The organism is Bradyrhizobium uaiense (assembly GCF_010811875.1).
GTDB classification, from domain to species: domain Bacteria; phylum Pseudomonadota; class Alphaproteobacteria; order Rhizobiales; family Xanthobacteraceae; genus Bradyrhizobium; species Bradyrhizobium uaiense.
The window spans coordinates 1-898 of the sequence record NZ_VKHP01000526.1; the positions used below are offsets into that span (position 1 = coordinate 1).

The 898-nt window shown below is 69.6% G+C and carries 1 pseudogene; it reads left to right on the forward strand.

What is annotated here, in order from left to right:
• A pseudogene (locus FNJ47_RS46260) lies at positions 1-801 on the forward strand (hypothetical protein); the annotation flags it as partial.
• Positions 802-898 lie beyond the last annotated feature (97 nt).

The following is an 898-nucleotide window of genomic DNA, read 5'->3' on the forward strand; positions in this document are numbered from 1 at the left end:
GCCGACAGCCGCCAGGTCGAACTGGTTGCCGTGCGGACCCAGGTCGAGGAGCTGAAGAGCCGGGTCGGCGATGCCGCCAGGGAGTTCGCGGCGACCGAGGCCCGCCTCGCCCAAGAGCGCAGCCAGTCGGAGACCGCGACGCGCGATCTCACCGACGCGCGCGGTCGGGTCGAGAATCTGAGCCAGCGCGTCACCGATCTCGACCGTCAGTTGATCGTCCAGGTCAAGGAAGCCGAGATGCTCGGCAACCGCGTCACCGACCTCGAGACGCGGCTCGCAACCCAGGGCAAGCTGCTGGCCGAGCGTGAATTCGAGAACGGCCAGTTGAAGCAGGCCAACGCCGCCGCCGAGCGGACGGTGCAGGAGCTGCGCGAGGAGATCGCCGCGACGAGCGGCGGCAAATCATCCGTGCTCGAGAAGCTGCGCCAGGAGAAGGCCGCAGTCGAGGAGCAGCTGCGCGTTGCCCGTGACGAGCGCGGCAAGCTGCAGCGCGACATCAACGCGATCCAGCAGCAGGCCGAAAGCTCCTGGGCGACCGAGCGGATGGAGAACGCACTGCTGCGCGAGCGCATCAACGACATCGCGGCCGAGGTGGCCAAGCTCGCGATCCAGCTCGAAGGCCCCAATTCGGCGATCGAGGCCATGCTGGCGGCCGAGCCGACCGTGCCGGCCAAGGCGGCCGCCAAGCCCGCCAACGGCGCCGCTCCGGGCAACGGGATGCCCGAAGGAGGCGGCACGCTGGCCGAACGCATCCGGGCGCTGCAGTCCCACGCCTCCCGCGCCCGTCAGCAGGGGGCCTGATTCCCGCAGGGTTTGGCTTGACACCCCTACCCGGCACTTCGTAAATCGCACGCTCTGACGAAGCACCATTTCGGCCGGCCGCGATCGGCCGTCGGCA